This window comes from Gemella sp. 27098_8_92 (assembly GCF_041433685.1).
Lineage (GTDB): Bacteria > Bacillota > Bacilli > Staphylococcales > Gemellaceae > Gemella.
The window spans coordinates 39820-64588 of the sequence record NZ_JAPWBZ010000003.1; the positions used below are offsets into that span (position 1 = coordinate 39820).

The window sequence follows — 24769 nt, forward strand, 5'->3', positions numbered from 1 at the left end:
AGAGGTTATATTTTATGAAGAATAAACAATTAAAAAAACTAGGAAAAATTTTATTTTCTCTTACACTTATATTTTCTTCAATTGGTATAACAAATATTCATGTTGCAGATGCTAAAGGAAGCTCTACTCCGCGTCCTTCAACAAAACCAAGTAGCAAACCTACCAGCAGCAAACCGAATGCAAAACCAAGTTCTCAAACACCTAGCAATAAACCTACTTCTAACTCAAGCCCTAAAAATTCTAAAGGGACTTTTAACAAAAATTATAATAGTTATAATAATAAAGGTTACAAAAAACAATATACAGACTATTTAAATAATAATTACAGCAGTGGTTTCTTCTCAGGAAGTAGTATAACAAATACACTTTTATGGTATACACTATTTAATTCAACAGCTTCTCGTAATCATATTCATGCTAGTGATAAACAAAAAGAATTGGTAGATAATGTTAAAGATAGTAAGGTACCTGTTTATATGCTTGAAATAAAAACTAAAGATGGGGAAACAAAATACGTTACCGTCACTAAAGAACAGTATGATGAAGTAAAAGAAGGCGATAATATCTCTCTTAAAGATGGGAATTTAGAAATTAAAAATTAAAGGAGCTAATTAATTAGCTCCTTTAATTTTTGTAGTATCTTTCTCTCAATATTTGTGCTGCTGCAACCATATTTTTCAATTTTTTTTGGATAATCGGATACGGATTTAACGGTCGCTTAGCGAATGTTGCAAAACCACAATCGGGATTTAACCAAATTTTTTCAGGTGGAAGAAACTGTAAAACTTCCTCTACCCTTTCAACTATTTCTTCAACAGATTCAATTCGTTCACTTCGCGGGTTAATACAACCAAACCCTAGAATTATCTTGGTATCTAAGAAGTTATTAAAGAATAGTTTTTCTATTTCTCCTGCTCGCGGTGTTGAAAATTCTAGTGCTAACATATCTACATCTAGCGAATCAAAAAACTTACCTAATTTATCATATGCACCATGTAGTAAAACACTCTCATCTGTAGTCCAATTCCCTCGACATACATGCATTGCACTGGTGACACCTTCATACTTTCTAATTTCTGCAAGTACAGGCGTCAGCAATGATTTTGCAAATTTTAACTCTTTGTCAACCTTGACTTTTTCTGATAAGGCACCTCAGTAAAAAGAGTTATCTGCTTTTTCATTAGTAAATACTACCTCTGATAAAATAGGTTCATCAATTTGAATTATTTTGGCTCCACTTTCTACCAATTCACGTATTTCATTACATAAAAGTTCTACAACATCTTCTCCCAATTCACGACGCCCATCATAAACTTTTCCTGTTACTTCTTTTAACCACATTGAACGTGTTAATAAATATGGGCTTGGCAAGGTGCATTTCATATCGCCATCTACTAATTCTTTTAAGATACCAAATTCAAAATCATTAAGTCTCTTTTTTGTATCAAGTTTTGAAAAACATATAGGGCTATTCATCGTATCGTCTGCAGCATCCATTTCTTCTAGACTCTTGCTAAAATTATCAGTATTATTAGTTAACGACATTACTTCTTCCATATTAAGTAATTTTATACCATCAACGACTTCAGCCACATAACTCATATAATTATCTCTATTTAACTCACCGCTTACTATTACATCAATTCCACATTCTTTTTGTAATTCAACTACTCTGCGAGTTTCTTCAAATAATTTTTCTTTATACGCTTTTTCATATTTCGAACTATTATTACTACTTTCTTTTAATAATAGTAGTTCTTTAGTTCTCGGAAGACTACCTATTAAAGTTGTTGTAAAAGGTTTAAATTTCGTCATATATACCTCCTAATTAAAAATAAAAGGCTAGCAATATATTGTTATCACCTTTCCGTTAATCTCTCGTGATTCATTCATTATATCAACTAGCCTTATAACATTATTATGGTTCAACTACTAGATCACTATTAGTCATTATATCTATAACTTCTGACATTGTTGTAGTTCCACCTACTTTAAGGTAATCATCTAAATCATAATAATCTAGACATATTCCACATGAAAGAATTCTAACACCTCGTTTTTCTAATTCTAGTAAATCTTCTAGTGATTCAGATCCTTTAGTAGTTAATTTTACTCCCTCACCATAAAAAACAATATGTTGTGGTAAATGTTCTTTTTGAGAAAGAACATGAATGAACCCTTTCATTAAATTATCTATTAATTCTTGTTCTCCACTTCCCATTCCTGTTGTTTTTATTACAACGTCGTATTTTAAAGCCATAATAACGCCTCCTTTTATAAATTGTTTAATTATATTTTTAGATTAATATCTATGAATATTATAACATAAGGATTATAACCTTATCAAGAATTTTATAAATCAATATATTTTATTATATTTTAGAATATAATAAATATAATAAAATACTATACTTACATTTCTTTATTTATAGGTAAATAGATATATAATATAAAATTATATTTTTTCAATAAAAAAAGAAACTCTATATTATAAAGTTTCTTTTTTTATTGAATTTATTCTTCTGCATATTTAGCTTTACGTGCTGCTTTTTCACGCGTTGCTTTATCTAATTCTTTTTTACGTAATCTTATTGATTCAGGAGTTACTTCTAGATACTCATCATCACTCAGGTACTCTAAACTTTCTTCTAATGTCATAATACGTGCTTTTTTAAGAGTTACCGTTTGATCTTTTGTAGAAGAACGAACATTCGTTTGAGCTTTTGCTTTTGTAATATTTACCGTTAAATCATTTTCGCGACTATTTTCTCCTACAATCATACCTCCGTAAACTTCTGTGCCTGGCTCGATAAACACCGTACCACGATCTTCTAAACTAGAAATTGAATAAGCTGTCGCTTGACCATTTTCTAATGCTACAAGTACTCCATTTCTACGGCCACCAACTTTACCTTTTTGCATTGGTTGATAAGAGTCAAATGTATGATTAATAATTCCATATCCTTTTGTCATAGACATAAATTCTGTACTATATCCGATAAGACCACGTGCTGGCACATTAAAGATAAGACGTGTTTGTCCATTTCCATCAGCTTGCATATCAACCATATCACCTTTACGTTGTCCTAGAGATTCAATCACAGCTCCTACACTTTCATCTGGCACATCTACTTGAACACGTTCAACTGGTTCACAATCTACTCCGTCAATATTACGGATAATTACTTCTGGTTTAGATACTTGAAGTTCATAGCCTTCACGGCGTAAGTTCTCAATCAAGATAGATAAATGTAGCTCACCACGTCCACTTACAATCCAAGAATCACTACTATTTGGTTCAACTCGAAGAGATACATCAGTTTCTAGTTGTTGCATTAATCTGTCTTCTAATTTTCTTGCTGTAACAAATTTCCCTTCTTTTCCTGCAAATGGTGAATTATTTACTAAAAATGTCATTTGTAAAGTAGGCTCATCTATATGAAGTATAGGTAACGCTTCTTGATGCTCAGTAGGGCAAACTGTTTCCCCTACGTTAATATCATCCATACCACTTACCGCCACTATATCACCAGCATGCGCTTCTTGAATTTCATCACGTTTAAGTCCAAAGTAACCAAAAATCTTTGTTACACGGAAATTTTTAACAGTTCCATCTAATTTCATTAGAGAAACAGACTCTCCAACTTTCATACTTCCTCTAAACACACGACCAATACCAATACGCCCAACATAGTCATTGTAATCTAATAACGCTACTTGGAATTGAAGTGGTTCATCACTATTATCAACTGGTGCTGGTACATAATCAATGATAGTATCATATAAGCATTGCATGTTTTCATCTTGTAGACTTGGATCACTTTCTAAAGATGCTGTTCCATTAATTGCTGAAGCATAAACAACAGGGAATTCAAGTTGATCATCATTGGCACCTAATTCGATAAATAAATCAATAACTTCATCAACTACTTCTTCAGGTCTCGCAGAATCTTTATCAATTTTGTTAACAACAACAATAGGTTTTAAATTCTGTTCAAGAGCTTTTTTAAGTACAAAACGAGTTTGTGGCATCGTTCCTTCATAAGCATCCACTACCAAAAGAACCCCATCAACCATTTTCATAATACGCTCAACTTCTCCTCCAAAATCAGCATGCCCTGGCGTATCTAGAATATTAATTCTTTTCCCTTTATAATCAATCGCAGTATTTTTTGCTAAAATGGTAATACCACGTTCTCTTTCTAAATCGTTAGAATCCATTGCTCTTTCTTCTACATGTTCATTAGAACGAAAAATACCTGATTGTTTTAGCAACTCATCAACCAGTGTTGTTTTACCATGGTCAACGTGAGCAATAATAGCTATATTTCTAACATCATCTCTTAATTTTACTGACATTTCTTTCTCCTTGTGTATTTCACTTATAAAACAATTTATATAATGTATTTTTACTAAGATAATTATACATCAAAATAATTAATCTAACTTATCAATAATACCACTATTTTTTTCTCTTGTAAATAAATATACTAGTAAATTCTAATATTTTTTTATAAAGTTTTTATTCAAAAAAAATGATAGATAAAGAAAAAGAAGATTGAGAAAATCTCAACCTTCTTTATATTCAATTTATTATCTTATATTATGGGTGATGAGGTATCATCCATCCAAGTATTCCACTAGCTTGTAGGTAAACAATTATACACACTACAATTAGTAAGAAGAAACTGTGTTTAACTGTAAATTTAAGTAAGTCAGATTCTTTACCTACTAACCCAACCGCTGCTGCTGCAACTGCAATAGATTGTGGAGAAATCATTTTACCAACAACCCCTCCAGACGCGTTGGCTGCTACTGCAACTAATGGATCCATACCAACTTGGCTAGCTGTAACTTGTTGAAGTTTACCAAATAGTAAGTTAGCTGATGTATCTGATCCTGTGATGAATACTCCAATCCAACCAAGAGCTGGTGATAATACTAAGAATGCTTTTCCTGTCGCTGCTAAAGCATATCCTAAAGTGTTTGACATACCTGAAGCATTCATGATGTATGCAAATCCAACTACAAAGCAGATTGTTAATAATGCTAGTTTAACTTCTGAAAATGTTTCAACAAAAGTTTTGAATGTATCTTTCCAGCTAAGTTTGATAATAAACTTAGAAATTAATGCTGCTACAAGGATACCTGTTCCGATAGAACCGATAAGGTCTAATTTAAATACAGCTGCAATTTCTTTATGAGAAATAGAGTTGATTATATTGTTGTGAATAAGTGGAACTTTAGGGTTAAGCGCAATTGTTTTAAAGAATGCTTTAACTGGTTTTAATGTCCATACAAAGATAATTACTGTTAATACTACAAATGGAGACCATGCCACAAGAATATCTTTTAGTGAATGCGTTGGTGCATCTTGTTTGTTTCCATGATCTTCTTCTCCTTCAAATCTCCAAGTTGTTTTAGGTTTCCAGAATTGAAGTAAAACAACGATTGAAATTAATGAAATTAATGAAGAAAGAATGTCAGGCAATTGTTCTCCCATATAGTTAGAACTTATAAATTGTGCAATTGCGAATGATCCACCAGATACTAGTAATGCTGGCCAAACTTCCATAGTTTTCTTGAATCCAGCCATAATTAATACTAAATAGAATGGAATGAAGATAGAAACTAATGGTAATTGACGTCCAATCATTGCTGCAATTTCAGTTGCAGGGATTGGTGATCCGTTAGCATATGTAGTTAATCCATCTAAAGCTGTTACCGGTGCTCCAACTGCTCCGAAAGCAACTGGTGCAGTATTAGCTACCATACAGATACCTGCTGCGTATAAAGGCTTAAATCCTAAACCTACTAAAAGTGCCGCTGTGATAGCAACTGGCGCTCCAAATCCTGCAGCTCCTTCTAAGAATGCTCCAAATGAAAAAGCAATAATTAAAGCTTGGATACGTCTGTCATCAGTTAATGATGTAATACTATCACGGATAATTGCAAAGTGACCACTTTTAACTGTCATTTTGTATAAGAATACAGATGTTAAGATAATCCAAGAAATTGGTAGTAATCCGTAAACCATACCGTGAACTGTTGACATTGCTGCAAATTGGAATGGCATTTTGAAGAATAAGCACGCCACTACAATTGCAACTATTAATGTAAGCATCCCTGTCAACCAACCTTTTAGTTTAAATCCTGCAAGTGCTACAAGATAGAAAACTATAGGTATTAATGCAACTAGTGCAGAAATATAAAGATTATCAGCCACCGGCTGTAATAATTGAGTGAATTTTTCCATGAATACACTACTCCTTTTATAAATATATTTTGTTTATATAAAAACATTATTTTTTACCAAAAAATACTATTTTAAAAAATCATCTGAAAAATATTATTATACTTTATTTTATTTAAATTTAAACATAAATACTATTCAAATATAAAGTATAGTTATACAACAATATTGTGACTGTAGTATATAGATTATTATATTTCTCAGTTATTATGATGCATAATTATATATTTTCATGGCATTTATTTAATGCTTTATTTATTTACATTTAATATTGTAGCACGCTTTCATAAAAATGTAAAGCGTTTTTTTATTGTTTCATAAAGATTTTCTGTAAATACATTATTATCATAGAAAATGATATTTACTTTTTGAAATACATTAATCATTTTTAGTATAACAGATTTTCACAACCATCTTTCTACAAAAATTGCTATTTATAGCATATATCTTTTTAAAATAATTATAGTCCTTATAATAAAAAAACACATCTATTTAGTCATTTAACGATGTGTTTTTAGAAAGTTATAAAATAATAAATTGTTTTTTAATATCTCTGTTTATCTTTTAGTGCTCTATTTATCTCTTTAGTAGCTTCTTTTTGTTTCAAGACATGACGTTTATCATAATTCTTTTTACCTTTTGCTACACCTATTAGTAATTTAGCATAACCATTTTTTATATACAATCTTAGTGGGATAATACTAATTCCAGCTTCATTTTGTGCATTAGTTAAAACTGCTATTTGTTTTTTCTTTAATAGTAACTTTCTAGCACGTAGTGGTTCATGGTTAAATCTATTTCCTTCTTCAAAATGAGATATATGCATATTATAAACAAACATTTCTCCTCGCCTTGATTGACAATATGAATCTTTCAGATTTATTCTACCACGACGAATAGATTTTATTTCAGTACCAGTTAATACTATACCGGCTTCATATGTATCTTCTATAAAATAATCATGATTAGCTTTTTTATTTTGAGCTATTACTTTTACTTCTTTATTCATAGATTTTATCCTCTATTTAATCTTTATCAATGATTTGTGTTTCAGTATTTTAAAATCAATCTCTTGATTTTCTAAATCAACATTGGCAACCTTTACGATTACCTCATCTCCTAATCGATAAATTTTTTTATTACGACGTCCTATTAATATCATATTTTTTTGATCATAAGTGTAATAATCATCATTCATCGCCTTAATATGAACTAAACCTTCTATACCTTTGTTCTCAAGTGTTATAAAAACTCCAAAGTTTGTTACACTTGATATCATACCTCTAAAACTTTGTTCCTGGTATTTCAACATATACTCACACTTTTTCATTTTATCAACTTCACGTTCACAGTCAACAGCACGTTTTTCATATTCAGATGAACTTTCTGCTAACTCTGGAAGTCTACAAGCATAGTGTTCTAGTGTTTTTTCGCTTACATCACCTTCGAACAAGTATTTTCTAATCATTCTATGTACCAGTAAATCTGGGTATCTTCTTATTGGTGATGTAAAATGAGTATAGTATTTAGTAGATAAAGCAAAGTGCCCTATATTGGATGTTGAATAACGTGCTTGATTCATCGTTCTAAGAAGAATTGTTGATAACATAGGTTCAACTACCTCTCCCTTAAACTTTTTAAGCATATTAGCTAAAATATAGGGAGATATTTCATCTACCTTTCCTTTTGTTCTATAGCCAAAACTAGCTGATATATCAAAAAACTGGCGTAGTTTTTCTATTTTTGGCTCCTCATGAATACGATAGATAAACGGTACTTGCATCCAATAAAAGTGTTCACCTATTACTTCATTAGCACTTAGCATAAAGTCTTCTATTAGTCTTTCCGATAGTCCTCTTTCTCTTAAAACTATATCTAAAACATCTCCATTTGGATCAACAATAATTTTTGACTCTTCCTTATCAAAATCAATCGCCCCTCTTTTTTCACGATTTACTCGAATTTTTTTTGACAACTCTAATGCTGTTTTTAACATAGACAAATATGGTTTATATTCTTCTACTGTCTCAGCAACATTTTCATAAACTTCATTAACTTTCTTATACGTTAAACGTCCTTTTGATTTTATTATAGCTGGATATATATCATAGCTTTCTGGGAATCCTTTTTCTGAAAAATCAATATCACAACAAATAGTATATCTTAATACATCTGGATTTAATGAACATATATTATTAGATAGTTTCCTTGGTAACATAGGCACAACTCTATCAGCCAAGTATACACTACATCCCCTATTTGCAGCTTCCTTATCTAATGGACTATCTTCTGTTACATAGCGACTAACATCTGCTATAAAAACTTTTAATCTATAGCCTTTCTTTGTTTTCACAACAGAAACAGCATCATCTAAATCTTTTGCATCATCTCCATCTATTGTAACTATCATTTCTTTTGTACAATCACGATAGCTATCATCCATTGTTATTTCATCGCTTATAGCTTTTGTTTGTTCTTCTACTTCTTTCGGAAATTCATTAGGAACACCATGCTTATATATTACTGATAGTATATCCATTCCAGGGTCATCCTTATGCCCTAATGTTTTTATTATTATTCCTTTATGATCTTCAAAACTCACTTTAGAATAATCTGTTATCTCAACTAATACTTTAGTTCCATCAACTAAATTAAAATTTTTAGAATTAATTATTTTAATATACTTCTCTATATTTTTATCATCACTTTTAACAAAAGAGAAGAATTTAGCATTAGTTAACGTTCCAACAGTGTACTTAGTATTTCTTTCTAATACCTTTTGGACTAAACCTTCTAAATTACGCTCATCCTTATATACACTATCAATTTTTAGAAATACTTTATCACCAGTCATAGCACTTTGAGTAAAGCCTTTAGGAATATAAACTTCTATTCCTAAACTTTCTACATAAACAAATGCAAAACCTTTTTGATGCAATCTAATTATTCCCTCTACCTCTAATTGTTCTTTCACATAAAGAAATTTTTCATTAGGTAGCTGTACTATAGTTGATTTCTGTTCTAACTTTTCTACATGCTTAATTAATTCAACAAAATCTTTTGCCGATTCTATATTTAACTTTTCTTTTAAATCTTCAATACTTAATACTTTATGTTCTTTAAATAAGTTTAAAATATCTTCTAACATATAACCCTCCTTTAACATAAATTTTCTAATTATAAAAATAAACCTAAAATGAGTTTACATTTTAGGTTTATTACTTTAGTCTATAATTTTAACCAAGTAAGACACACTAGAGAAATAAAAAATATTAGTCCTAGTACTATCGTAATTCGCTGTAAAACTAATTCAGCTCCTCTTACTTTTTGCTTTCCAAACAACTCTTCTGCTCCACCAGTTAATCCAGATAGACCACCAGATTTACTTTCTTGTAGTAAAACTACTATAATTATCAGTATACTACTTATCATTGCTGTCGCCATTAAAAAAGTGTGCATACTCTCCTCCTAAAATTTAATTCATTAATAATATATCGCAACTAATCATAACATATTTTATGCCAAAAAGCAAATTTATTAAACAATTTTGGTAAATATAATTCTTCCTGATGAGGTTTGAAGCACACTTTGAACTTCTACCTCTATATTTTTTCCAACATAACGTTTACCATTCTCAACCACTATCATAGTTCCGTCTTCAGTATAAGCAACACCTTGATTATTTTCCTTACCTTCTCTTAAAACTTGAACTTTTAGATGTTCACCAGTCGTTAAAATTGGTTTTACCGCATTACTTAAGTCATTAACATTAAGAACTTTAATCGATTGCAGTGTCGCAAGTTTATTTAAATTATAATCTGTTGTTATTATAGCGCATTTATATTTTAATGCATAATCTATTAATAAATTATCTACACCTTTATGTTCACTATACTTATATTGATTATCTATCTCTAAATCAATTTCTTTCATCTTTTGAAGATCTTCTACACAGTCAAGTCCTAATCTCCCCTTAGCTCGTTTTAGCGGATCTTCTGAATCAGAAATAAGTTGTAATTCTTTTAACACAAAATCAGGTACTATTATTTTCCCTTCCAAAAATCCTGTTTTAGCAACATCATGAATACGAGAATCTATAAGTGCACTAGTATCAATAACCTTAGCCACTACTTCTTGAAGTTTTTTAGATTTTTGCCTAATCTCTTTATCCCTGCTTCTATTTCCAAATCGAAATGCATCAAAAATATTTATAAATTCTCCACCACGACGATATCCTAGAATTAAGCCTAGATACCCAAAAACAATATATACTACTGAAGAAATTATTCGTCCCATTATTCCTGCACCTGTTATAATATCTACTGCTGAAGATAACAGTGCCGCTACTAATAGTCCTAATATCAAACCTATTGTAGTAAAGACAATTTTCTGAATAGGAATTCTAGATAAACGATCTTCTATTCTTTTCATAGTTGCTACAAATTTATCTGAAAATAATAAAGACATTAAAACGAAAACTATTGTAGTTCCTGTAGTAACAACCAGTCTTAAAGTCGTTTCATTCATTGATGGGAAAACATTATAATTCAATAAAATTCCAGTGGATAATGTTCCTATTGTTATTCCTAGAAATAATGAAACTATTATTAATACTTTCTTTAACATAAAATCACTCCTTTTTTTATTTTTATAACAAATCTTTTCAAATTAAGTGTCTAAATAATGTAATTAGTAAAAAATATAGGATACTAAATAATTAACCACTTAATAAAAAAACCTGTTACATTTATATTCTACTACATTCGCTTAAAAATTAATATAACTTTTATAAAAAAATTAAAAATATTTTTTAAGTAAAATATCTTTAATCATCCTTTGAAAATTAATATAAGAAATTTATAGAAGAATAAGTTGAAATTCTACAACAAAATTTCAACTTATCTCTTTCTAAAATACACTTCCAAATGCTGCATCTAAGCATTCTCTAATATCTTTTACTGGTATAATTTCTATTCCTGGTGGGAATTCCGTATTTTTCATATTCCCAGCTGGGACAATCGCACGTTTAAAGCCGTGTTTTTTTGCTTCGCTTATCCTTTGCTCAATACGACTAACACGTCGAACCTCTCCAGTTAAGCCTACTTCTCCAATAAAACAATCATTCATATCGACTGCTATATCTTTAAAACTTGAAGCAACAGCAACAATTACACCAAGGTCAACCGCGGGATCATCTATTCTAACACCACCAGATACCTTTACATAAACATCTTGTTGTTGCAACAAATATCCTACTTTTTTCTCAAGAACAGCCATAAGTAAAATCAACTTATTGTATTCTAGACCTGATGATACACGACGAGGATTATTGAAAGCTGTTGGAGTTGTTAAAGATTGGATTTCTACCAATAATGCTCTACTACCTTCCATTGTACTTATTATAGTAGCACCAGCTAAATTTTTACTTCTTTCCTCTAGAAACATCTGTGATGGATTATCTAAATCTTCTAATCCACTAGATTTCATTTCAAAAATTCCTATTTCATTCGTAGATCCAAAACGATTTTTCACTGCTCGAAGCATCCGATAACTATGTTGACCTTCTCCTTCAAAGTATAGAACTGTATCAACCATATGTTCAAGCATACGAGGCCCCGCTATTGTTCCTTCTTTAGTTACATGTCCCACAATGAATATGGCAATATTTAAACTCTTTGCAATCTTCATAAGTTGTTGAGTGCATTCACGAACTTGAGTAATACTTCCTGGTGAATTGTCTAAATTTGGATTATATATAGTTTGTATTGAGTCAATTACCAAGAATTTAGGCTTAACTTTTTTTACTACTTCATATATTAAATTCAAATCTGTTTGAGCATAAACATAAAGTTCATCTGTATTATTTTTCAACCTATCTGCTCGGATTTTGACTTGTCTTACCGATTCTTCCCCAGTAACATAAAGAACATCATGTTCTTTCGCTAAATATGCTGATATTTGTAATAATAGCGTTGATTTACCAATCCCTGGATCTCCTCCTAAAAGAACTAGTGAACCTCCAACGACCCCGCCACCAAGAACTCTATTTAGTTCTTGACTATCTGTTAGAGTTCTCGGAACATCTTGAGTAGACACTGATTTTAGTTTTCCAGCCTCTAAACGTTTTGTATCACTACTTGTTGGAATAAATGCGGTATGTTTTGTCTTTTTTTGTGGAGTTTCTACCACTTCTTCCATTGATGCCCATTTTTTACAACTTGGGCATCTCCCCATATATTTTAAACTTTGATAACCGCAGGCATTGCATTCATATTTCACATTTACTTTTGCCATAATTACCTCTTAGTCTTTTTTACCACAAATTTATCATTCTTATAGTCAATATTGATAATCCCACTTAGTTCAGGATTTCTTAATAGCTCTTCACTCAATAAATCTTCGATATTTTTTTGAATACTACGTTTCAATGGACGAGCTCCATATTCTTTAATACTTCCATCTTCAACGATTTTCGCCATCGCTTTTTTAGTAAGTTTTATAGTTATATTTCTATCTTCTAAGCGTTTTGATAAACCTTTAATTAACAATTCAGATATTTTTTCTAATTCTTCTTTTTCTAGAGTTTTGAAGACTATAATATCATCAATACGGTTTAAAAATTCCGGACGATATTGTTTTTTCAATGCTTCCATCATTGTATTTTGAACATTTTTATAATCATTTTTGATTGATTCACTTCCTCCAAAACCAACAAATTTCTGATCTTTAAGTTCACTAACTCCAACATTTGAAGTCATAATGATAATTGTGTTTTTAAAATCGATTGTTCGACCAGAAGCATCTGTTAAACGACCATCATCTAATACTTGCAATAAAATATTAAATATTGATGGATGTGCTTTTTCTATTTCATCAAATAATACTACAGAATAAGGTTTCTGACGGACTTGTTCTGATAATTGGCCTGCTTCTTCATAACCAACATATCCTGGAGGAGCTCCAACTAATCTACTAATTGAATGAGGTTCCATATATTCACTCATATCAATTCTTATCATATTATCTTCAGAACTAAACAATGCTTCTGATAAACTTTTAGCAAGTTCTGTTTTCCCTACACCAGTTGGCCCTAAGAAAATGAAACTTCCTATTGGACGGTTTTCCGCCTTGAAGCCACTTCTTGCACGTCTTACTGCTTTAGCAAGACTGGTTACCGCCTCATCTTGACCAATTACACGCTCATGAAGAATTTCTTCAAGTTTTAATAATCTTTCACTTTCTGTCTCAGTAAGCTTAGTAACCGGAACTCCTGTCCATGCTGCTAATACCTCCGCTACATGATCTGATGTGATTTTTATTTTTTCTTTACTCAAGCTATCTTGCCAAGAAATTTTAAATTGCTCTATTTTATTTATAATTTGATTAACTTCATCACGTTTTTGTGCTGCGATCTCAAACTCTTGATTCATTACCGCTCGATCTTTTTCTTTATTTAAACGACTAAGTTCTTCTTCATATTCTTTAAGTTTTTCTGGTGATTTATAAAATCTTAATTTAACTTTTGAACATGCCTCATCAATCAAATCAATAGCTTTATCTGGTAAACATCTATCAGTTATATATGTTGTACTTAGTTTCACAGCAGCATCTATCGCCTCATCTGAAATCTCTACATTATGATGCTCTTCATATTTATGACGTAATCCTTTTAATATTTCTATAGAATTTTCCGTACTAGGTTCTTCTACTTTAATCGGTTGGAAACGGCGCTCTAAAGCGGCATCTTTTTCAAAGTATTTTCTATACTCTTCTGTTGTAGTTGCACCTATACATTGAATCAGTCCACGAGATAGAGCTGGTTTTAATATGTTTGATGCATCAGCACTACCTTCTGTTCCACCTGCTCCTATGATTGTATGTATTTCATCAATAAATAGAATAATATCACCAGCATCTTCTATTTCTAAAATAATATTTTTTAATCTTTCTTCAAACTCTCCGCGGTATTTAGTTCCAGCTAACAAAGTCCCCATATCAAGAACCATAACTCTTTTCCCTAATAAATTACTAGGAACATTTTGCGAAATTATTCTCTCTGCTAAACCTTCTACAATAGCTGTTTTCCCTACACCTGGTTCTCCAATAAGAACAGGATTATTTTTAGTTCTTCTATTTAATATTTCAATCATACGTGTAATCTCTTTATCACGTGCTAATACTGGGTCTAACTTATTATTAAATGCATCTTTAGTTAAATCTTTTGCTAGAGAATTTAACGTTTTAGTTTTTGCCGAACTATCTTCGGGCATATCTAATTTTTTGAAACCATCAAACAACTTAGCGAATAACCCTTGACTTTGTTTTAACAGTTCAAATAGTTCTGTTATCATAGTCTCTACATGTACATTTAGTTTTTCTTTTAGTAATCTTACCGCTGTACTAGTTTGTTCATTTAATAACGATAGTAATAAGTGCTCACTCGTTACTACAAAGCTAGATGTATCATCAGCAAACTGTTGACTTTTTTCTATTGTTCTCACAGCGCCATTTGTATAATCAATTTTCATAAGAACATTGTGATAAAAATCTGTTCCTTCTAACTCACTCTCATAAAATTCTACAACATTCTTTCTGAAATCGTCATAGTAGATGCCATATTTATTTAATGTTCTACAAGAAAGAGTATTATTCATGCTAAGCATTGCAAGCAATAAATGTTCAGTTCCTACAGCCTTAACACCAAAATCGTTAGCTTCCTCTTTGGCAGTAGTTAAAACCATAAGAGCCGTTTCGTTAAATCTTATATACATAACTCTATCCTCTCTTATTGTATTTTATATTGGTTAAAAATTTTACTGTTAACTCTTTTAAGTTTGTTTTCGTTTTATGTTGCAACTTTTCGGCTACTTTATTATCTACATAATTTAAGCATTCGTTATGAACCGCAATAATAGTTTCTAGACTATCCAGAAAATGATTATAATCAAATTTCTCTATATATTCTTTATCAAGCAAGATTTTAGCTATTCTTACAGCCTCATCTAACTCTATTATTTCATCGTCCATAGTATCAATTAGATAATCTATGTAATCTTTATTTGTATGAAGTGTAATTTTGGTAATTCTAATAAAACCTCCTCCACCTCGTTTACTTTCTATTATAAATCCATGCTCTGGTGTAAAGCGGGTTTTTATAACATAGTTTAATTGAGATGGCACACAATCAAATTTTTGTGCAACATTACTTCTTTTAATTATTATATGATCTTCTGGAGCTTCATTAAAAAGTTTTTTTATATATTCTTCAAGAATATCCGTCATATTACTACTATTGTTACTCATAAGGTCACCTCCTTTATTGACTAAAATTGACCTTTAACTAAATTATACTACACAAACATATTTTTGTACACAAAAAGATAGTTATAGCAAAAGAAATAAAATATACACTTGTTTAAAAATAACAAATATAGCTTAATATTTTAAACAAAATAGGAGTCATAAGCGTTACCTTATAACTCCTAAAAAATTATTTTTGCCTTTTTGATTTTCTATTAAATATTAAATTCATAACAATTGCTACTATCGTTCCAAGAACAATTCCACTATCTGTAAACATGCGAATAAAACTTGGAAGTTGAGCAAATGCTGTTGGTACTGTAGTTACTCCTAATCCAAGCCCAACAGAACATGCGATAATCATTAAATTCTCTTGTTTTGCAAAATCTGTACTACCTAACATTTTAACTCCGTAAGCAAGGACCATTCCAAACATACTTATCATCGCTCCTCCCAAAACAGGTTGTGGCACAATAGTAGCAAGGGCTCCAATTTTCGGAATAGATCCAAACACTAAAAGGAGAAGAACCATTACATACATCACTCTCTTACTCTTAACCCCAGAAATTTGAACAAGACCTACATTTTGTGAATATGTAGTGTAAGGAAAAGCATTAACCGTAGAACCAATCATAACAGCAAGCCCTTCTGCAAAATACCCACTACGCAAATCTTTTTCCCCTATTTTTGTATCACAAATATTTCCAAGAGCATAGTATACACCTGTTGATTCTATCATACTAACAATACCTACAATAACAAAAGTTAAAATAGCACTGGCTCGAAATTCAAACCCAGAAAATTTAAATGGTGTTGGATATTGAAACCAAGAAGCATTTGATACTTCAGTAAGGCTAACCATCCCCATAAAACTAGCAATAATAGTCCCTATAACAAGCCCTAGTAAAATAGCAATAGATTGAATAAAACCAGTTGTAAACTTATAAATTACCAAAATTATTGCAAGGGTAATACAAGCAAGAACAATATTTTTTGGGTTACCAAAATCTGGTGAACCTTGTCCTCCTGCAATATAATTCATCGCAACTGGTACTAATGTGATACCTATAATAGTAACTACACTTCCTGTAACCACTGGTGGAAATAATTTTGCAACCTTAGCAAAAAATGGAGCGATTAAAACTACCACTAATCCAGAAATAAAAATAGAACCATACATGGTTGCTAAACCTGCACTATTACCTATCGCAATCATTGGAGCAACCGCAGTAAAAGTACAACCTAAAACAACTGGTAGACCAATACCTACGAATTTCCCTTTGTAAACTTGTAGAAATGTTGCCACACCACACATAAAAATATCGACTGATACCAAGTACGTCGTTTGTTCAGCACTAAGTCCTAGACCTGCAGCTACTATAATCGGAACAATTACAGCCCCAGCATACATCGCAAGAACGTGCTGCAAACTTAAAATAAAAGTTTTCAAAATAAATTCTCCTTTATATTTTGCACATAAGACTGTAAAAGTAAGTTTTCGAATTCTTATATAAAAATAAAAACTCGCCTATATTATAAAAATAATATAGGCGTAATCCTTCAATGTACTAATAAAATTAGAATAAAACACTAAGAAAGCCCATAGTCGTTAAATTTACGGTTAAACGGTAGAAACTCGCAAGCCATATTCTTGCAGTTATATGTGCATATTTATTCTATTAATATATCAATTTTTATTTATAAATTCAAGTGTTAAATTAAAATTTTTTATTATTTTTCTTAATTACTTAAATGTGTATAATTAAATAATCATATATAACTTTTTATATTATCAAGTTGCTATGTACTCATAATTTTATAACCTCATTATACTCCTTACAAAAACAACTTGAATTAATCCTGGTAGTTAATATGTAAATTGTTCTACCAATTTTGCTCTGTCAATTAAATTTTTATAAATTTTTGAATGTTCTAACAAGTAGTTATGAGAACCTTGACATTCGACTATTCCATCATTCAAAACTATTATTTTATCTGCATTTTCTATTGATTTTAATCTATGAGAAATTACAATAACTGTTTTATTTTTTATCAGATTATTTAGGCTATCCTGAATTTTTTTCTCATTTTCAACGTCTAATGCTGCAGTTATTTCATCCAAAATTATTATTGGCGCATTTTTCAAGAAAGCTCTAGCAATAGATAACCTTTGTCTTTCCCCGCCTGACAATGTAGCACCATTTTCTCCAATAACTGTATTATATCCGTTTTCTAAATTATCAATAAAGTCACAGCATGCCATCTTAGCTGCTTCTATAACTTCTTCATCAGTAGCATCACTTCGTCCTATCCTAATATTTTCTAAAATTGATGTATTAAACAATACTACATCTTGGAATACTATAGATACATATTTATACAAAGAATTTGTTGCTATGTCTTTTATATCATGATTATCAATAACTATCTTCCCATCATCATAATCATACAATCTTGATATTAATTTTAATATACTAGTTTTACCACAACCAGATACTCCTACTAGAGCTGTTACTTCATTTTGTTTAGCTATAAAACTAACATCTTTTAAAACTGGATAGTTTCTATCATAACCAAACTTCACATTTTTTAGTTCAATATCAAATTTATTTAATTCTACTTCTTTTCCTTCTTGAATTTTTGTTTCTTTTATTTCTTTAATGCGCTTAATACGAGCATCTAAATAAAATAGCTCAGATGTATTCGCTCCTAAACCATCTACAATATCCTTCATCTTCATAGCAACAAATATATAACCTATTAAGTATAGTAGATTAATACTGCCATTAGCATATAAATTCGCACCAACAATAACTACTACAACTAAAGTTCCTTGCGTAACAACCCATGATAAGAATAAAGGGATAAACAGCGTGATTTCCATCTTAAACATCATCTTTTCACTTTCATCCATATCTTTATTTAATTTTTCTCGTATTTTATTTCCTAAGCCAAAACTCTTAATATCTTGCTGTAGTTCAATTGCTTCTTGAAAACTATCCGAGTTTTGGCGTAATTTGTCATAATGTTTTTTATGATTTTTTAATTGCAATTTTTTTGATACAAGTATCAAAGAATAACTTAATACAACCGGAATAATTATAGATAGACCTAAGTATATATTACCTACTAGCATTAGCACTGACATAATAGGAAAGAATAATACAAAACCTATTATTTTTGCCATTGCATGACTCATCGCATGTTCTATAGCTTCTACATCTTTCATAACTGTCTGACTAATATCTGATAAGTCATGTTTAGAAAAATATGCAAGTGGCAAATTACTCAGTGTTGTTGCTATATCTGTTCTTAGATTTGCACTTTCTCTATAAGTTGAACTATATAAAGCATCATATTCTTTCGCTAAAAGAATATACATAATTACCAATATAAATATTGAAATACCAATATACAAAGTATCACTCTTCACATTCCCTAATAATAGCTCATCAACAAGAATCATCAGCAAAATTGCAGGAAACATATTACAAAAAAATACTAAGAACGAAAGCATACTTGCCTTCAAAAGATCACTTGCACCTTGATTGGTTAATGCAAACCATTCTTTAATTTTATTTTTCATAATTAACCCTCCATTCATTTGCTACACTGTATAAGTTTTGGAATTTTCTATATTTACTATCTACACTCATAAGCTGACTATCTGTTCCACGCTCGATAATCTTTCCATCTTCCATCACTAATATTTCATCAACATTTCTTATACTTGGTAACCTATGTGCAATCATAATAACAGTCTTATCTTTTATTAAATTTGAAAAGGCTTGTTGCAACTCATATTCATTATCTGGATCTACCGCCGCACTAGCTTCGTCCATAATAATTATTTTTGCATCTTTTAATATCGCTCTCGCTATTGCAATTCTTTGTTTTTCTCCTCCTGACAGATAGACCCCTTCTGTACCTATAAGAGTCTGTTCTCTCAAGTCAAACTTTTCAAGAATACTATCACATCCTGCTAACTGTAAAGCATTCATAACTTCTTCATAAGTTGCATCTTCCTTACCAATTTTTACATTCTCATAAATAGTAGCTTTAAATAACTTAACGTTCTGAAAAACAAAAGCAATATTATTTATTAAGGCATCTTCTGTATATGACTCAATATTTTTATCCCCTATTTTTATAACTCCATCATTTATTTTATAAAACCCTGAGATTAATTTTGCTACAGTAGATTTTCCACTTCCTGAAGCCCCAACAAGTGCATAGCATTTATTCTCTTCTAAGCTAAAACTTAAATTTTCGATAACATCCTTATCTGTATATCCAAAGCTTACGTTATCAAATTCTATATTGAAATTATCAAATTTGTTATCATTCCCAAATTTTAAGTTATTATTGTTCATTTCTTCAAATAATTTTTCTAACTTTTCAACTACAGACTGTCCCATAAAAGCATACATTGAAACATACATAATAGCCATTAATGATACAAACAGAGTTCCACTTAAAAATAACAACATAATCAATTCAACAGTTAGCATCTTCGGATCATTTTTCCCAACAAATAAAACTATTACTGGGATAAGTATTGCAATAAAACTGAAAAAGAACCATTGAAATCCTACAAATCCTCTTTTACATGTCATCGCATACTCCAATGAATATTTTGAATAATTATTAATAGCATTATTCAAAGCCTTAAATGATTCTACATTTATACCAAATATCTTAATTACTTGTATACCTCTAACATATTCAACAGTTTCACTACTTAATGCCTCAAGAGATTCTTGATAAATCTTCATAAATTCTTTTTCACCAGTCATCATCGAAAGTGAAATACCACCTACCACACAAAGACATATAAGAACTATCCCTACTTTTAAACTAACAAAAAATCCTAGTATTAATAGTAAAATAGGCATTAATATCGCTCCTGCATTATCAGGAATCAAATGTGCTACTATCATATGTGTTTGTGAGGCATTATCATCTATAATCTTCCTTGTTTTCCCTGAAGGATGAGTATCAAAAAAACTAAAACTCGCTTTTGATAAACCTCTTATACCATATTTTCTAAGATTAGTTTCCAATCTAAATCCTAATACGTGTGTTACTAAGCCTGCAATTCCATATAAAGTAATTCCACCTACTAATAACCCAACGATTATTAAAGCATATGATTTAGCATCACTAATATTATTAAATATTATTAGCTCAACTAAAAATCGACTTAAATAATAGTAGGCAAAAACTTTTAGTACTACTGAAGCCATTGACAAAATAATCCCTATATATGCTAAATATTTTTCCTTTGGTACGTAAGACAATATTTTTTTATAAACACCTAACATAATTTCCTCCTTATTTTTATAGATTCTTATTAATATATAACTATAAATAAACCTAATCTATCTCTTACATTAATTTTATCACTTCAGTTATCAATTGTAAATAATAATAATTATTATCAATTAAATTCTCTATCACAACTTTTTACAAAGAAATAATTTATAGAAATATTAATTATTCTGTAAGTAAAATAGCTGAAAAACTAGATGTACATATTTCTACAATAAAAAAATACCCCGACTTTTTATATCTGATACAAAACAATTCTTTCAAATAAAAGAGATGGGAATAATATTTTGCCTCTCTAATTTCTATTCATCTTGTCAATGATTATAATAAAAATAATAATGGTCTTCCTAGGTATTATTATCCTAAAAAGACCGATTTAAGTAATATTTATTTAGTTAAGTTAGTTGAAAATCTAATTCAATAAACAAATAGAAATAGAAAATGCCTGAATTTTAAAACATCATTTGAAGCATATATACATAAACTTAATTTGTTATGATATGTATTTCTTTTTTATTTGTAATTTATCAATTTCCTATTCTCTTAACTTGATTTATAATTAATTTAATCTTCATTTTTAGACACTAACATCTTCCCTGAAGCAACTTCTTTTCCTTCTTCATCTAGAATCACAGCATCAATTCCTAAAAGTCTACCTAAATTAGACTGTAATTCGCAAATTATCCTTAATTGATCGCCTGGCATTACTAATTTTTTAAACTTAAAATTTTTAACACTAGCCAGATAGCCAACTTTATTAGTAATATCTTCATAATCTACTATTTTATCTATTTCTTCTAATCCAATATAGTCCAAAATACATAACAATCCTGCTGATTGAGCTGCCATTTCAATCATTAAAACACCAGGTACAACCGGCTGTTTTGGGAAATGGCCTTGAAAGTACGGCTCATTTATTGTTATATTTTTACGGCACTCAATTACTCCCTTTTTGTAACTAACTACTTTATCCACTAACAAAAATGGATAACTATGTGGTAACAACTTCATTATAGTTTCTATATTAATCATTATTAATTACCTCTCTATTTATATTAATAAAGCTTCATCTAAAAGTATATCAAAAATTTAATAAATAGTATTACTCAAATATCACTTTGATAACAATTCAGATATAAAAAGTTATGCTTCTGCAAGGATTTTAGCTTATCCTCTCCTCCTTCCCTTTTCTAACAACTATTTTAATACCTATTGAGTAAATCTTAAAACTTTAAATATCTTTACTATATATAATAAAATTTTATTCCTCAATTGTCAAATCAAGAGAAGAAATTGTCTATTAAATTAAGCTGGAGCTTTTTAGACTATTTACCCCATATAAAATATTTTTTATCAAATTAAAAATAATCGATTACAGCTATAAAACTAAAGATTCCCTCAAACAAGTGTATTTTATCTCTAAATATATCATTTCCTTCTTTTAAATATTCTCTTTTCTTGATTCACTATATCAAAACATTTATCCATAAAGCCCTTAAAACACCTTCTTGCAGGTAATACTTCCATTCAGACCTAACTTTCTCTTTTGCTTTATTATCCTTTATATAACTTACTAACACTACTTTATCATAAGATAAAAAATGAAGTTGGTTTTCACCAACTTCATACTTTACTCCTTATCCCTAGAAAAATCTGGAGTGAGATACGTCACTATAGCTATATATATGATAGTAGCTATTATTGAATAAATTGCTTCCATAGTAATAACCTCCCCATTAATACTATTTCTTCACTTTCATTATACATCCATTACTATTTCTATGCAAGCGTTTATATATTTAATATATTATTTATAAAATCAATATTCCTTTCTAAATAACATCCGTATTTTTTTACATCTTTTCTAAACTTATAATTTGTTGAAAAATAAATTAAAAAATGCTAACATTATAAGTAAGAAGGGATTATATAACATAATAAAAGGGGGAATTTACATGAAAACAAAAATATTATTAAGTTCTTTATTGGTTAGTGTTGTTATCTTAAATGGTTGTTCTAGTAAAAAAGAAGAAACTAAAACCAATTCTTCTACTACTGAACAAACTAAACAAGAAACACCTAAAGAAAAAATTTATGTTTTAAATGATGAATGGGTTGTGGAAGGTCAATGGAAACTGAAAATAACTAGTGTTACTCCTACTGCAGAACGAAATCAATTTTCAGAAGATAAACCTGCACAAGTAGTCGTTATTAACTACACATATGAAAACCTAGGGTATACTAGTGACGCACAAGATTTATTCTTAACTCCTTCTAACGTAATAGATGAAGGGAAAAAAGTTTCTAAAACTTATCCAGCAGGGGTTAAAACTTATCCGAAACCAACACCGGTTGGTGCAATTATGGATGGTGCTCAAGCTGCCTATGGATTACAAACTGAAAGCAAGACTATAAAAATCATATTTGAACACTATGACGGAAATAAGAAAAAACAAAAAGCTACATTTGAGATACCTGTAAAATAATACATTTTTACTAACAGTAACTAAATAATAAAACAACCATCTTTGAAAATTAGAGATGGTTATTTTATTCCTTAACTAACAAAAAAGCAAGGTGAATATTCACCTTGCTTTTTTTACTAAATCAATTAAATTATTTAACGATTGTAGTTACAACACCTGAACCTACAGTACGTCCACCTTCACGAATTGAGAAACGAGTTCCTTCTTCGATAGCGATTGGAGAAATAAGTTCTACGTTGATTGATACGTTGTCCCCAGGCATTACCATTTCTGTACCTTCTGGTAAAGTAACTACACCAGTTACGTCAGTAGTACGGAAGTAGAATTGTGGACGATAGTTTGTGAAGAATGGAGTGTGACGTCCACCTTCTTCTTTAGATAATACGTACACGTCAGCTACGAATTGAGTGTGTGGAGTGATTGTTTTAGGAGCTGCTAAAACTTGTCCACGTTCGATATCTTCACGAGCAACACCACGTAATAATGCACCGATGTTATCTCCTGCTTCAGCGTAATCTAATAATTTACGGAACATTTCAACACCTGTTACAGTAGTTGAAGCTGGTTCTTCAGTTAATCCAACGATTTCTACTACGTCACCAACTTTAACTTGTCCACGTTCAACACGTCCAGTAGCAACTGTACCACGACCTGTGATTGAGAACACGTCCTCAACTGGCATCATGAATGGTTTAGCGTTATCACGTTCTGGAGTTGGGATGTACTCGTCAACTGTTTCCATTAATTCGATGATAGCTTTTTCAGCATCTGCATCTCCTTCAAGAGCTTTAAGAGCTGAACCTTTGATTACTGGTAGTTCATCTCCATCAAATCCATATTCAGATAATAGTTCACGAACTTCCATTTCTACTAATTCTAATAACTCTTCGTCATCAACCATATCACATTTGTTTAAGAATACAACAATTTTAGGTACTCCAACGTTACGAGATAATAGGATGTGTTCACGAGTTTGAGCCATAGGACCATCTGTAGCAGCGATTACTAAGATAGCTCCGTCCATTTGAGCAGCACCAGTGATCATGTTTTTAACATAGTCAGCGTGTCCTGGGCAGTCTACGTGTGCGTAGTGACGGTTTGGAGTTTCATACTCGATGTGAGAAGTGTTGATTGTGATACCACGTTCTCTTTCTTCTGGTGCGTTATCGATTGAAGCGTAGTCTTTAGCTTCTCCACCATATGTTTTTGCTAAAACAGTAGCGATAGCTGCTGTTAAAGTAGTTTTACCGTGGTCAACGTGACCAATTGTTCCAATGTTAGCATGTGTTTTACTACGGTCAAATTTTTCTTTTGCCATTTTATAAAATCTCTCCTTAAATTTAATTTAATATACATTAGTCACATAGCAATCTATGATAACTATATTTTATAATGTTAC

Annotated in this window: 18 protein-coding genes and 1 riboswitch; of the genes, 2 read left to right on the forward strand and 16 right to left on the reverse strand. The window is 30.4% G+C overall.

Annotated elements, in window-relative coordinates:
- Positions 1 to 14: 14 nt before the first annotated feature.
- Complete coding sequence (locus tag O3802_RS02650; RefSeq protein WP_371458178.1) at positions 15 to 602, forward strand: hypothetical protein; 588 nt, start codon at positions 15 to 17, stop codon at positions 600 to 602.
- 22 nt (positions 603 to 624) lie between these two features.
- On the opposite strand, the gene O3802_RS02655 is transcribed toward O3802_RS02650, so the two are convergent.
- The 15 genes from O3802_RS02655 to fabZ form a co-directional block, all read right to left on the reverse strand.
- The gene (locus tag O3802_RS02655; RefSeq protein WP_371458179.1) at positions 625 to 1815 is read right to left on the reverse strand and encodes a cobalamin-independent methionine synthase II family protein; all 1191 of its coding nucleotides are present in this window, start codon (positions 1813 to 1815) and stop codon (positions 625 to 627) included.
- A 103-nt stretch (positions 1816 to 1918) separates the two neighbouring features.
- Complete coding sequence (gene yedF, locus O3802_RS02660) at positions 1919 to 2260, reverse strand: sulfurtransferase-like selenium metabolism protein YedF (RefSeq protein ID WP_371458180.1); 342 nt, start codon at positions 2258 to 2260, stop codon at positions 1919 to 1921.
- A 254-nt stretch (positions 2261 to 2514) separates the two neighbouring features.
- On the reverse strand, positions 2515 to 4359 hold the full coding sequence (gene typA, locus O3802_RS02665; protein ID WP_371458181.1) for a translational GTPase TypA: 1845 nt from the start codon (positions 4357 to 4359) through the stop codon (positions 2515 to 2517).
- 244 nt (positions 4360 to 4603) lie between these two features.
- Positions 4604 to 6256: an L-lactate permease gene (locus O3802_RS02670; protein WP_371458182.1), complete on the reverse strand. Its 1653-nt coding sequence runs from the start codon at positions 6254 to 6256 to the stop codon at positions 4604 to 4606.
- A 541-nt stretch (positions 6257 to 6797) separates the two neighbouring features.
- A complete protein-coding gene (gene smpB / locus O3802_RS02675; protein WP_371458183.1) occupies positions 6798 to 7262 on the reverse strand; it encodes an SsrA-binding protein SmpB in 465 nt (154 codons plus the stop codon).
- Positions 7263 to 7274: 12 nt separating this feature from the next.
- The gene (gene rnr / locus O3802_RS02680) at positions 7275 to 9401 is read right to left on the reverse strand and encodes a ribonuclease R (RefSeq protein WP_371458184.1); all 2127 of its coding nucleotides are present in this window, start codon (positions 9399 to 9401) and stop codon (positions 7275 to 7277) included.
- A gap of 80 nt (positions 9402 to 9481) precedes the next feature.
- On the reverse strand, positions 9482 to 9712 hold the full coding sequence (gene secG / locus O3802_RS02685; RefSeq protein WP_371458185.1) for a preprotein translocase subunit SecG: 231 nt from the start codon (positions 9710 to 9712) through the stop codon (positions 9482 to 9484).
- A 78-nt stretch (positions 9713 to 9790) separates the two neighbouring features.
- Entirely contained in the window at positions 9791 to 10879 is a 1089-nt protein-coding gene (locus O3802_RS02690; RefSeq protein WP_371458186.1) for a PIN/TRAM domain-containing protein, read from the reverse strand.
- A 282-nt stretch (positions 10880 to 11161) separates the two neighbouring features.
- A complete protein-coding gene (radA, locus tag O3802_RS02695) occupies positions 11162 to 12547 on the reverse strand; it encodes a DNA repair protein RadA (RefSeq protein ID WP_371458187.1) in 1386 nt (461 codons plus the stop codon).
- 2 nt (positions 12548 to 12549) lie between these two features.
- A complete protein-coding gene (locus O3802_RS02700; RefSeq protein ID WP_371458188.1) occupies positions 12550 to 15024 on the reverse strand; it encodes an ATP-dependent Clp protease ATP-binding subunit in 2475 nt (824 codons plus the stop codon).
- Between the two features lie 4 nt (positions 15025 to 15028).
- Positions 15029 to 15556 carry a CtsR family transcriptional regulator gene (locus O3802_RS02705; protein ID WP_371458189.1) on the reverse strand — a complete coding sequence of 176 codons (528 nt, stop codon included), beginning with the start codon at positions 15554 to 15556 and terminating at the stop codon, positions 15029 to 15031.
- Between the two features lie 187 nt (positions 15557 to 15743).
- Positions 15744 to 17003: a nucleobase:cation symporter-2 family protein gene (locus tag O3802_RS02710; protein WP_371458190.1), complete on the reverse strand. Its 1260-nt coding sequence runs from the start codon at positions 17001 to 17003 to the stop codon at positions 15744 to 15746.
- A gap of 133 nt (positions 17004 to 17136) precedes the next feature.
- Positions 17137 to 17238, reverse strand: a riboswitch (purine riboswitch).
- A 182-nt stretch (positions 17239 to 17420) separates the two neighbouring features.
- Positions 17421 to 19139, reverse strand: a complete 1719-nt coding sequence (locus tag O3802_RS02715; RefSeq protein ID WP_371458191.1) for an ABC transporter ATP-binding protein — start codon at positions 19137 to 19139, stop codon at positions 17421 to 17423.
- The gene (locus tag O3802_RS02720) at positions 19129 to 20877 is read right to left on the reverse strand and encodes an ABC transporter ATP-binding protein (protein WP_371458192.1); all 1749 of its coding nucleotides are present in this window, start codon (positions 20875 to 20877) and stop codon (positions 19129 to 19131) included. The genes O3802_RS02715 and O3802_RS02720 overlap by 11 nt, the downstream gene beginning before the upstream one ends.
- 571 nt (positions 20878 to 21448) lie before the next feature.
- The gene (gene fabZ / locus O3802_RS02725) at positions 21449 to 21916 is read right to left on the reverse strand and encodes a 3-hydroxyacyl-ACP dehydratase FabZ (protein ID WP_371458193.1); all 468 of its coding nucleotides are present in this window, start codon (positions 21914 to 21916) and stop codon (positions 21449 to 21451) included.
- A gap of 923 nt (positions 21917 to 22839) precedes the next feature.
- On the opposite strand from fabZ, the gene O3802_RS02730 reads away from it, so the two are divergent.
- A complete protein-coding gene (locus O3802_RS02730; RefSeq protein ID WP_371458194.1) occupies positions 22840 to 23370 on the forward strand; it encodes a cell wall-binding protein in 531 nt (176 codons plus the stop codon).
- A 130-nt stretch (positions 23371 to 23500) separates the two neighbouring features.
- Here O3802_RS02730 and tuf read toward each other — a convergent pair whose 3' ends face one another.
- Positions 23501 to 24688, reverse strand: a complete 1188-nt coding sequence (gene tuf, locus O3802_RS02735) for an elongation factor Tu (RefSeq protein WP_276686204.1) — start codon at positions 24686 to 24688, stop codon at positions 23501 to 23503.
- Positions 24689 to 24769 lie beyond the last annotated feature (81 nt).

Bases quoted from the DNA above. Each gene is read 5' to 3' on its own strand.
- O3802_RS02700 (WP_371458188.1), bottom strand. From the start codon at position 15,024: ATGTATATAAGATTTAACGAAACGGCTCTTATGGTTTTAACTACTGCC.
- typA (WP_371458181.1), bottom strand. From the start codon at position 4,359: ATGTCAGTAAAATTAAGAGATGATGTTAGAAATATAGCTATTATTGCT.
- fabZ (WP_371458193.1), bottom strand. From the start codon at position 21,916: ATGATTAATATAGAAACTATAATGAAGTTGTTACCACATAGTTATCCA.
- O3802_RS02720 (WP_371458192.1), bottom strand. From the start codon at position 20,877: ATGTTAGGTGTTTATAAAAAAATATTGTCTTACGTACCAAAGGAAAAA.
- O3802_RS02705 (WP_371458189.1), bottom strand. From the start codon at position 15,556: ATGAGTAACAATAGTAGTAATATGACGGATATTCTTGAAGAATATATA.
- tuf (WP_276686204.1), bottom strand. From the start codon at position 24,688: ATGGCAAAAGAAAAATTTGACCGTAGTAAAACACATGCTAACATTGGA.
- rnr (WP_371458184.1), bottom strand. From the start codon at position 9,401: ATGTTAGAAGATATTTTAAACTTATTTAAAGAACATAAAGTATTAAGT.
- O3802_RS02670 (WP_371458182.1), bottom strand. From the start codon at position 6,256: ATGGAAAAATTCACTCAATTATTACAGCCGGTGGCTGATAATCTTTAT.
- smpB (WP_371458183.1), bottom strand. From the start codon at position 7,262: ATGAATAAAGAAGTAAAAGTAATAGCTCAAAATAAAAAAGCTAATCAT.
- O3802_RS02690 (WP_371458186.1), bottom strand. From the start codon at position 10,879: ATGTTAAAGAAAGTATTAATAATAGTTTCATTATTTCTAGGAATAACA.
- O3802_RS02730 (WP_371458194.1), top strand. From the start codon at position 22,840: ATGAAAACAAAAATATTATTAAGTTCTTTATTGGTTAGTGTTGTTATC.
- yedF (WP_371458180.1), bottom strand. From the start codon at position 2,260: ATGGCTTTAAAATACGACGTTGTAATAAAAACAACAGGAATGGGAAGT.
- O3802_RS02650 (WP_371458178.1), top strand. From the start codon at position 15: ATGAAGAATAAACAATTAAAAAAACTAGGAAAAATTTTATTTTCTCTT.
- O3802_RS02715 (WP_371458191.1), bottom strand. From the start codon at position 19,139: ATGAAAAATAAAATTAAAGAATGGTTTGCATTAACCAATCAAGGTGCA.
- radA (WP_371458187.1), bottom strand. From the start codon at position 12,547: ATGGCAAAAGTAAATGTGAAATATGAATGCAATGCCTGCGGTTATCAA.
- secG (WP_371458185.1), bottom strand. From the start codon at position 9,712: ATGCACACTTTTTTAATGGCGACAGCAATGATAAGTAGTATACTGATA.